The sequence below is a fragment of the Ramlibacter sp. Leaf400 genome (genome assembly GCF_001424545.1).
In the GTDB taxonomy this organism is placed as follows: domain Bacteria; phylum Pseudomonadota; class Gammaproteobacteria; order Burkholderiales; family Burkholderiaceae_C; genus Ramlibacter.
Genome location: NZ_LMQL01000007.1, coordinates 18,257 through 27,532 on the forward strand (window position 1 = coordinate 18,257; position 9,276 = coordinate 27,532).

General features: G+C 71.1%; 8 protein-coding genes. 5 read left to right on the top strand and 3 right to left on the bottom strand.

All coding sequences use genetic code 11. The annotated features are described in order from the left end of the window. Nucleotides 1-10 precede the first annotated feature (10 nt). Nucleotides 11-2,620 (bottom strand): alpha-ketoglutarate dehydrogenase, encoded by a 2,610-nt coding sequence (gene mdeB / locus ASG30_RS06105; RefSeq protein ID WP_055894047.1) that lies wholly within the window; start codon nucleotides 2,618-2,620, stop codon nucleotides 11-13. Nucleotides 2,621-2,724: 104 nt separating this feature from the next. On the opposite strand from mdeB, the gene ASG30_RS06110 reads away from it, so the two are divergent. Together ASG30_RS06110 and ASG30_RS06115 are read left to right on the top strand one after the other, a co-directional pair. Continuing rightward, a complete protein-coding gene (locus ASG30_RS06110) occupies nucleotides 2,725-3,201 on the top strand; it encodes an Lrp/AsnC family transcriptional regulator (protein WP_055894049.1) in 477 nt (158 codons plus the stop codon). Then, a complete protein-coding gene (locus tag ASG30_RS06115; RefSeq protein ID WP_055894050.1) occupies nucleotides 3,198-3,791 on the top strand; it encodes a class I SAM-dependent methyltransferase in 594 nt (197 codons plus the stop codon). Before ASG30_RS06110 ends, ASG30_RS06115 begins: the two co-directional genes overlap by 4 nt. A gap of 24 nt (nucleotides 3,792-3,815) precedes the next feature. On the opposite strand, the gene ASG30_RS06120 is transcribed toward ASG30_RS06115, so the two are convergent. Further along, nucleotides 3,816-4,316, bottom strand: a complete 501-nt coding sequence (locus ASG30_RS06120; RefSeq protein ID WP_055894052.1) for a hypothetical protein — start codon at nucleotides 4,314-4,316, stop codon at nucleotides 3,816-3,818. A 182-nt stretch (nucleotides 4,317-4,498) separates the two neighbouring features. Then, nucleotides 4,499-5,545 carry a GlxA family transcriptional regulator gene (locus ASG30_RS06125; RefSeq protein WP_200947258.1) on the bottom strand — a complete coding sequence of 349 codons (1,047 nt, stop codon included), beginning with the start codon at nucleotides 5,543-5,545 and terminating at the stop codon, nucleotides 4,499-4,501. Nucleotides 5,546-5,672: 127 nt separating this feature from the next. Between ASG30_RS06125 and ASG30_RS06130 the strand changes: the two genes are divergently transcribed. From ASG30_RS06130 to ftsH, 3 genes are all read left to right on the top strand, one after another. Next, nucleotides 5,673-6,755, top strand: coding sequence for a class I SAM-dependent methyltransferase (locus ASG30_RS06130; protein ID WP_055894054.1), 1,083 nt, complete (start codon nucleotides 5,673-5,675; stop codon nucleotides 6,753-6,755). Continuing rightward, the gene (locus ASG30_RS22445; protein WP_156385443.1) at nucleotides 6,752-6,913 is read left to right on the top strand and encodes a hypothetical protein; all 162 of its coding nucleotides are present in this window, start codon (nucleotides 6,752-6,754) and stop codon (nucleotides 6,911-6,913) included. The genes ASG30_RS06130 and ASG30_RS22445 overlap by 4 nt, the downstream gene beginning before the upstream one ends. 106 nt (nucleotides 6,914-7,019) lie before the next feature. Then, on the top strand, nucleotides 7,020-9,032 hold the full coding sequence (gene ftsH, locus ASG30_RS06135; protein ID WP_055894056.1) for an ATP-dependent zinc metalloprotease FtsH: 2,013 nt from the start codon (nucleotides 7,020-7,022) through the stop codon (nucleotides 9,030-9,032). Nucleotides 9,033-9,276 lie beyond the last annotated feature (244 nt).

Consider the following 9,276-nt stretch of genomic DNA (forward strand, 5'->3'; position numbering starts at 1 on the left):
GGGCCGGATGTTAGTGGAGGCACCAGCGGACCGCCCGCACGATGTGGTCCGCATCGACGCCGAAGAACTGGCGCAGCGCCGCCCGCGTGTCGCTGCGCCCGAAGCCGTCGGTGCCCAGCGTGAGGTAGCGCCGCCCCTGCGGCAGCCAGGCCCGGACCTGCTCCGGCACCGCCCGCACGTAGTCGGTGGCCGCCACGAGGGGCGTGCCGCCTTCCCCGAACAACCGGTGCAGCCAGGGCGTGGTGTGCGCCTCGCCCCGCATCGCCCGCTGCTCGCAGTGCAGGCCGTCGCGTGCCAGCTCGCTCCAGCTGGTGATGCTGAACACCTCGCAGGCGATGCCTTCGTCGGCCAGGCGGCGGGCCGCCTTGAGCACTTCCGTGAGGATGGCGCCCGAGCCCAGCAGCGTGGCCTTCGCCGGACCCTCACCGAACGTCGCGAACCGGTAGCCGCCGCGCACCACGCCCTCGCGCGCGGCCTCGGGCAGGTCCGGCTGCGCGTAGTTCTCGTTCATCAGCGTCAGGTAGTAGAAGACGTCCTGCTGGTCCACCAGCATCTCGCGCATGCCGTGGTCCACGATCAGCGCCATCTCGCCGGCGAAGGCCGGGTCCCAGGCCTTGCAGTTGGGGATGGTGGCGGCCACCAGGTGGCTGCTGCCGTCCTGGTGCTGCAGGCCCTCGCCGCCCAGCGTGGTGCGGCCCGAGGTGGCGCCCAGCAGGAAGCCGCGGGCGCGCTGGTCGGCCGCCGCCCAGATCGCGTCGCCCACGCGCTGGAAGCCGAACATCGAGTAGTAGATGTAGAACGGCAGCATGGGCACGCCGTGCACGCTGTAGCTGGTGGCGGCGGCCGTCCAGCTGGCGATGGCGCCGGCCTCGCTGATGCCCTCTTCCAGGATCTGCCCGTCCAGGGCCTCGCGGTACGACAGCACCGAGCCGATGTCCTCCGGCTCGTACTTCTGCCCGACGCTGGAGTAGATGCCCACCTGCTTGAACAGGTTGGCCATGCCGAAGGTGCGGGCCTCGTCGGCCACGATGGGGACGATGCGCGGGCCCAGCTCGCGGTCCTTCAGCAGGTTGCCCAGCAGCCGCACGAAGGCCATGGTGGTCGACATCTCCTTGCCGCCCGCCTGCACCGCGAACTGCGCGTAGGCCTCCAGCGCGGGGATCGGCAGCGCGGGCGCGTGCGACTCGCGCCGCGGCAGGTAGCCGCCCAGCGCCTGGCGCCGCTCGTGCAGGTAGCGCATCTCGGCGCTGTCCTCGGCCGGCCGGAAGAAGGAGAGGCTGGTGGCCTGCTGGTCCGACAGCGGCAGGTTGAAGCGGTTGCGAAACTCCAGCAGCGCCGACTCGTCCAGCTTCTTCTGGCTGTGCGTCGTCATCTTCCCCTGCCCGGCCGTGCCCATTCCGTAGCCCTTCTTGGTGTGGGCCAGGATCACCACCGGCTGCCCGCCGTGGCGCACCGCCGCGTGGTAGGCCGCGTGGATCTTCACCAGGTCGTGGCCGCCGCGCTTCAGGCGGTCGATCTGCTCGTCCGTCATGCCCTGCGCCAGGCGCGCCAGCTCCTCGTCCTGGCCGAAGAAGTTGTCGCGGTTGAAGCGGCCGTCCTTGGCCGCGAAGGTCTGCATCTGGCCGTCGACCGTGTGGGCGAAGGCGCGCACCAGGGCGCCGGTGACGTCGCGCGCGAACAGGCCGTCCCAGTCGCTGCCCCACAGCAGCTTGATCACGTGCCAGCCGGCGCCGCGGAACAGTTTTTCCAGCTCGTCGACGATGCGGCCGTTGCCACGCACCGGGCCGTCCAGCCGCTGCAGGTTGCAGTTGACCACCCACACCAGGTTGTCCAGCTTCTCGCGCGAGGCCAGCGTGAGCGCGCTCATGCTCTCGGGCTCGTCCATCTCGCCGTCGCCGAACACGCCCCACACCTTGCGGCCCTCGCAATCGAGCAGGCCGCGGTGCGTGAGGTAGCGCATGAAGCGCGCGTGGTAGATCGAGCTGATCGGCCCGATGCCCATGGAGCCGGTCGGGAACTGCCAGAAGTCGGCCATCAGCCAGGGATGCGGGTAGCTGGAGAGACCGCGCGCGTCCTTCTGCGGCGCGGTGAGCTCCTGCCGGTAGTGCGCGAGGTCGTTGTCGGTGAGGCGCCCTTCCAGGAAGGCGCGCGCGTACACGCCCGGCGCGCTGTGCGGCTGGAAGAACACCAGGTCGCCGCCCTGCGCTTCATTGCGCGCGCGGAAGAAATGGTTGAAACCCACCTCGAACAGGTCGGCCGCGCTGGCGTAGCTGGCGATGTGGCCGCCCAGCTCGCCATAGGCGGTGTTGGCGCGCGCCACCATCGCCAGCGCGTTCCAGCGCATCAGCGAGGCCAGCCGCTCCTCGATCGCCAGGTCGCCGGGGAAGGCGGGCTGCTGCTCGACCGGGATGGTGTTGACGTAGGGCGTGACCAGCTCGGGCGACCAGCCCACCTGCGGCACGCGGGCCATCGCGGCCAGCTCGTCCAGGATGAAGCGGGCCCGCTCGGGGCCTTCGCTGGCCACCAGCGCGGCCAGGGCCGCGCGCCATTCGGCGGTTTCGGTCGGGTCGGTGTCGGTGCCCGCGGCGAGCAGGAAGCGGTTGATGCTCTGATCGGTCATGCGGCCACTGTAGGCCGCCCGCGACGGAATGGGGTGTCATAGTCGCTCCCGCCGATGAGCACGGCAGCATAAAATGCCGTCCAATCCCAGCTTCCAGGCAGAACATGCAACTCGATGCCGTCGACCTGCGAATCCTCGCGCAGCTGCAGGAAGACGGCTCGCTGACCAACGTCGAGCTGGCCCGCCGGGTGCATCTGTCGCCCTCGCCCTGCCTGACGCGCGTGAAGGCGCTGGAGGCCGCCGGCGTGATCCGCCAGTACGTCGCGCTGGCCGACCCCAAGGCGGTGGGGCTGGGCCTGAACGTCTTCATCAGCATCAGCCTGAAGGAGCAGTCGCGCGAGTCGCTGGCGGAGTTCGAGCGCCGCATCGCCGAGCACCAGGAGGTGATGGAGTGCTACCTGATGACCGGCGACAGCGACTACCTGATCCGCGTGGCGGTGGCCGACATCGCGGCGCTGGAGCGCTTCATCCTGAACCAGCTCACGCCCATCCCGGGCATCGAGAAGATCCGCTCCAGCTTCGCGCTCAAGCAGGTGCGCTACAAGACGGCGCTGCCCCTGCCCGCGGGAGCGGCGCGATGAGCGCGGCGCAGGACCGCTGGATGCAGCGCTGGCTGCCGCAACTGCGCTCGGCGGCGCAAGCGGGCCCCGTGCTGGAACTCGGCTGCGATCGCGGCGGCGACACCGTCTGGCTGCTCGACCAGGGCTTCGAGGTGGTCGCCACCGACATCGCGCTGGACGCGCTCCGCGCCTGCGCGTCGAACGCACCGCGGGCGCAACTGCTGCAGCACGACCTGCGCACGCCGCTGCCCTTCGCCGACGAGCGCTTCGGCGCCGCCATCGCCAGCCTGTGCCTGCACTACTTCGACTGGGCGACGACCACGCGCGCCGTCGCCGAGCTGCGCCGCTGCCTGCGACCGGGCGGGCTGCTCCTGTGCCGCGTGAACTCGGTGCGCGACGTGCTGCACGGTTCGAACGCCGGCGAGGAGATCGAGCCCGGCCTGCGCCGGGTGCACGGCACCTACAGCGTGGACAAGCGCTTCTTCGAGCGCGGCGACCTGGAACGGCTGCTCCCGCCCGCGGCGTGGGACTGGGTTTCGTGCGAGGAGCACACGATCCGCCGCTACGACCAACCCAAGGTCGCGTGGGAGCTGGTGCTGCGCAAGCCCTGACGGCGGCCGGGGAACGGCGGCCCGTCAGGCCTGGGTGACCCTGTCATTCCCGCAGAGGCTGGAATCCAGTGCTCCGATGGGGGCGGCGGACAGGGAAGCACTGGGTTCCCGCCTTCGCGGGAACGACGGGTTTTCGGTGGCGCCCAGTCCTCCCAGGCCCAGCCATTGCAGCGAGAGCTCCTGCTTGCCGGACTCGAACAGCCGTTCTCGAGCCGCAATGAGCGCGTCGATGCGCTGCTCGACGATGAAATGCCCGCCGACCCCCACCACCAGCGCGGCGAACGCGGCGCCGTGTGCTCCGAACACGAAGTCGATCGGCAGCCCCAGCAGCGCCAGGCCCAGCAGCGCCAGCGACGCGCGCTGCCAGCGCGCGACGACCCGCAGCTGCGGGTCGCCGGTCCGCGCCTCGTGGAGGGCCAGGCGTTCCCCCTCGGCCACGAGGGCGCGCAAGGTCTCGACGCGACGCTCGGCCTCGCCTTCGAACTCCGGTGGAACTTGGCAGTCGATCAACGTCGCGGGAGCCATAACGAACCTCCAGGGGGCGGGAGCCATCGGGCCTGTTTCAGGGTGTTTCCACGATACGCCCGTGGCTCAGCCTTTGGGGCGCTCGAAAGGGCTATCCCTAATGCCGGCCACTCAACATTCGCTTGTCGAGCTGCGCGCTGCAACTCGTCAGCACGGGAGCGTTCGCACCCTCGTTGTCGCGTTCAGCCGCGCGCGAACTCCGGGATGCGGAAGCGCTTGCGGTACGCGCCCGGCGCCATGCCGGTGGTGCGCCGGAACAGCCGCCGGAAGAACGCCGGGTCCTCGTAGCCGACGCGCCAGCTGACCTCGTCCACCGGCGCCTCGGTGCGTTCCAGCCGCCGCTTGGCGTCCTCGATGCGAAGGCGCTGCACGTAGGCGATCGGGGTGAGTCCCGTGGCGGCCGAAAAGCGCCGCTTGAAAGTGCGCTCGGCCAACCTTGAACGCTTGATCATCTCTTCCACCGGGTGCGCCACCGAGAAGTTCTGGGCCAGCCACTGCTGCGCGCTCTGGATCTCGCCGTCGCCGTGGTCGCTCTTGCCCTCGAACACGATGAAGGGCGCCAGCCCATCCTGGTGCCACTGCAGCGCGAACATGCGCGCCACCTCCTGCGCGACCGTGGCGCCGGCGTGCCGCGCCACCAGGTACAGCACCAGGTCGTGCCAGGTGGTCGACGCGCCCGAGCAGACCAGCTCCTCGCGCAGGCCGGAGATCACCAGCACGCGTTCGGGATGGACCGGCACCTGCGGGTACAGCGCCTGGAAGGCGCGCGCGTACCAGAAGTGCACGGTCGCGTCCTTGCCGTCGAAGAGGCCGGTCTCGGCCAGGAGGAAGATGCCCGAGCAGGCCGAGCACAGCATCGCGCCGCCCTCGTGCATGCGGCGCAGCCAGTCCACCAGCTGCGGGTAGCGGCCGGTGCGCCAGCCCTCGGGCGGCAGCACCACCGAGGGCACGATCACGATGTCGGTGGCCGTCACCTCGTCGATGGTGCGCCGCACCTCGAAGGGCACGCCGCTGGCCAGTGTCATGGGGCCCCGGACCGCGCCCACCACGTCGACCTGGAAGGGCGCCTGCGCGCCACCGATGCCCAGCAGTGACGGGCCATGCAGCACGTCGAACACGCCGGCCAGCGTCGAGATCGACGCCTCGGGCAGCGCCACCAGGCTCACGTGCTGCGAGCCCGTGACCGGGGCGGGTGCGGTGGCGGCCATGGCGGGGGTGCGGCCAAGCATAGCGCCGGGCCTTGCCGCGCGGCGTGGCACGAAGCGACCGGTCCCGGGCGATTCCGCCCCTGTGCGCGGGAGCGGCCGGCCGGAATGATCCAGCCCATCCCCCACCCCCCCTCGAAAGGACACCCCCATGGACGCCGCCGCCACCTCCGACACATCCACCGGGCAGGACGCCCTGATGGCCTTCGCCCTGCGCACCATCGACGACATCGCCGCCGGCTACACCGGCGTGATGGTCAGCCTGGGCAGCAAGCTCGGCCTCTACAAGGCGCTGGCCGGGGCCGGACCGTCGAGCGCGCGCGAGGTCGCCGCCCGCGCCGGCTGCGCCGAGCGCTACGTGCGCGAGTGGCTCGACGCCCAGGTCGCCGCCGGCTACATCGGCTACCACGCGGTGAGCGGCACCTACGAGCTCTCGCCCGCGCAGGCGCAGGTGCTGGCCGACGAGGACAGCCCCTTCTTCATCCCGAACGCATGGAACGTCCCGGCCTCGATGTGGTTCGACGAGCCCAAGGCACTGGAGGCCTTCCGCACCGGCCGCGGCGTGGCCTGGGGCGAGCACCATCAGCGCATGTCCTGCGGCTCCGCCGCGTTCTACCGCAACGGCTACAAGGCCAGCCTGGTGCCGGAGTGGCTGCCCGCGCTGGACGGCGTGGTGCAGAAGCTGCAAGCCGGCATCGACGTGGCCGACGTGGGCTGCGGCCACGGCCACTCCACGCTGCTGATGGCCCAGGCCTTCCCGGCCTCGCGCTTCCACGGCTTCGACACGCACGCGGCCTCGATCGCCGAGGCCGGGGCCCTGGCGGTCAAGGCCGGCGTGGCGGATCGCGTGCGCTTCGACTTCGCCCGCGCCACCGACTACCCGGACCGCCGCTACGGCCTGATCTGCTACTTCGACGTGCTGCACGACCTGGGCGACCCGGTCGCGGCCGCGCGCCATGCCGCCGCGACGCTGGCGCCCGGCGGCACCGTGATGCTGGTGGAGCCGTTCGCCCACGACCGCGTCGAGGACAACCAGGGGACGGTGGGGCGGCTGTACTACTCGGCTTCCACCATGATCTGCTGCGCCCACGCGATCAGCGAAGGCGGCACGATGGTGCTGGGTGCGCAGGCCGGGCCGGCGCGGCTGCAGGAGGTGTTCCGCAAGGCCGGCTTCACGCACTTCCGGCTCGCGGCGCAGACGCCCTTCAACCTGATCTTCGAGGCGCGGCGATGACCTTGAGCCTGCTCATGCTCCTGTGGAGCACGCTCTCGGCGGCGGGGTTGGGCGCCTCGGGCTGGATGGTGGTGCGGACCTGGGCCGAGGCGCGGCGCGAGCACCGCGCCTGGCCGCCAGTCGCGGCGGCCGCGGCTCCTTTGGCCGACGGCGGATGACAAGCCCGCCGGCCGCCCCGGCGGCCCTGCAGTGGCAAGCCCGTCTGCGGCCAATTTGCGCCCCCGGCTGACGTTGAGCAGCCGCGCGGGCCCACATCATCGGAGGATGAACGGTTCGCAGACGCCCGCCCGACCACCGCCTCCCCTGTCCGGCCGAACGCCGCTGAGCCGGATGCCGCCGCGCAAGTCGCTTGCGATCTTCGCGCTGGTGTTCCTCATCAACTACCTGCTGATGCGCTTCCTGTTCCCGGGCGAGCAGCCGGTGACGGTGCCCTACACCGAGTTCCGCCAGCAGGTGGCGGTGGGCAACGTGACCGCCCTCTACAGCCGCGGCAACACCATCGAAGGCCGGTTCCGCAACCCCGTGACCTGGCCCACGCCGGAGGAGGTCAAGCAGGCCGGCGGCCAGCCCGCGCGGCCCACCTCGCTGGACCGCCGGCTGATGCCCCCGCCCAAGACCTCGGCCTACTTCAACACCGAGCTGCCGGCCTTCCACGACCGTGACCTGGAGAGCTTCCTGATCACCCACAAGGTGGAGATCAGCGCGGTGCCGATCCAGCAGGGCGGCCTGTGGACCACGCTGCTGTACTTCGGGCCCGCGCTGCTGATCATCGGCTTCTACGTGTGGATGTACCGGCGCGCGGCGGGGGGCGCAGGCGGCGGCATGGGCGGCGTGTTCGGCCTGGGCCGCAGCAAGGCCAAGCGCTACGACGTCGGCGACCCGGCGACGCGCGTGACGTTCAACGACGTCGCCGGCATCGACGAGGCCGAGGCCGAACTGGTGGAGATCGTCGACTTCCTCAAGGCGCCGGACAAGTACACGCGCCTGGGCGGCACCGCGCCCAAGGGCGTGCTGCTGATCGGCTCGCCGGGCACGGGCAAGACCCTGCTGGCCAAGGCCGTCGCCGGCGAGGCCGGCGTGCCCTTCTTCTCGATGAGCGCGGCCGAGTTCGTCGAGATGATCGTGGGCGTGGGCGCGGCGCGCGTGCGCGACCTGTTCAAGCAGGCCCGCGAGAGCGCGCCGGCCATCATCTTCATCGACGAGATCGACGCCATCGGCCGCGCCCGCGGCGGCGTGATGATGGGCGGCGGGCACAGCGAGCAGGAGCAGACGCTGCAGCAGATCCTGACCGAGATGGACGGCTTCACCGGGCGCGAGGGCATCATCGTGCTGGCCGCCACCAACACGCCCGACGTGCTGGACCGCGCGCTGCTGCGGCCCGGCCGCTTCGACCGGCGGGTGGTGGTGAACCTGCCGGACAAGGCGGGCCGCGAGGCCATCCTGCGCGTGCACGTGCGCAAGGTGCCGCTGGCCGACGACGTGCAACTGGAACAGCTGGCCCAGGCGACGCCCGGCTTCTCGGGCGCGGACCTGAAGAACCTGGCGAACGAGGCCGCGCTGCTGGCCGCGCGCCGCAGCGAGAGCGCAGTGACGCACAAGGACTTCCTGGACGCGCTGGAGAAGATCGTGCTGGGCCCCGAGCGGCCGCTGCTGCTGACGGCGCAGGACCGCGAGCGCATCGCGTACCACGAGGGCGGCCACGCCATCCTGGGGCTGGTGGTGCCGGGCGCCGACCCGGTGCACCGCGTGAGCATCGTGCCGCGCGGCCAGGCGCTGGGCGTCACCTACCAGCGGCCGCAGACCGACCGCTACAACTACCCCGAGGCGTACCTGCGCGCCCGCATCATCGGCATGCTGGGCGGCCGCGCGGCCGAGGAGGTGGTGTACGGCACCAAGACCACCGGCGCGGAGAACGACATCGAGCAGGCCACCCAGCTCGCGCGCAACATGGTCACGCGCTGGGGCATGAGCGAGGCGGTCGGCATGGTGCAGCTGGCGCCGCGCGAGAACCGGTTCCTGGGCACCGGCGGCGGGTTCGGTGGCGACAAGCCTTTCAGCGAGCAGACGGCGGCGCTGGTGGATGCCGAGGTGCAGGGGATCCTGCACGGCTGCCATGAGGAGGCCAAGCGGTTGCTGCGCGAACACCGGGGAGCGCTGGACGGGTTGGTTTCGGCGCTGCTGGAGGACGAGACGCTGTCGGAGGAGGAGATCCTGAAGGCGACGGGGTTGCCGCCGGCGCCGCAGCTGGAGGGGGCGCCGATTCGGCTGGCGGGTTGAGGTGTCTTTTGGCGGGGTCGGGGAAGGTAGGCAGGGTCGCATTGCTGTTCGTTGCCTGCGGCAGGGGGTCCCCGGCGGGGGGCTCATGCTGTGCCTCTCCGAGCTCGCTGACGCTTCGCATTGCTGCGCGCATCGCTTGAGTGGCGCGGGCCCTCGCGGAAAAACTTATATGGACGCCTCCCGTGTGGCAAGCGGTTCTTCGAAGCTTTGACTCGGCGGATTCACTGCGGACTTATATCCGGCC

Bases quoted from the DNA above. Each gene is read 5' to 3' on its own strand.
- ASG30_RS06120 (WP_055894052.1), bottom strand. From the start codon at position 4,316: ATGGCTCCCGCGACGTTGATCGACTGCCAAGTTCCACCGGAGTTCGAA.
- mdeB (WP_055894047.1), bottom strand. From the start codon at position 2,620: ATGACCGATCAGAGCATCAACCGCTTCCTGCTCGCCGCGGGCACCGAC.
- ftsH (WP_055894056.1), top strand. From the start codon at position 7,020: ATGAACGGTTCGCAGACGCCCGCCCGACCACCGCCTCCCCTGTCCGGC.
- ASG30_RS06130 (WP_055894054.1), top strand. From the start codon at position 5,673: ATGGACGCCGCCGCCACCTCCGACACATCCACCGGGCAGGACGCCCTG.
- ASG30_RS06125 (WP_200947258.1), bottom strand. From the start codon at position 5,545: ATGCTTGGCCGCACCCCCGCCATGGCCGCCACCGCACCCGCCCCGGTC.
- ASG30_RS06115 (WP_055894050.1), top strand. From the start codon at position 3,198: ATGAGCGCGGCGCAGGACCGCTGGATGCAGCGCTGGCTGCCGCAACTG.
- ASG30_RS06110 (WP_055894049.1), top strand. From the start codon at position 2,725: ATGCAACTCGATGCCGTCGACCTGCGAATCCTCGCGCAGCTGCAGGAA.
- ASG30_RS22445 (WP_156385443.1), top strand. From the start codon at position 6,752: ATGACCTTGAGCCTGCTCATGCTCCTGTGGAGCACGCTCTCGGCGGCG.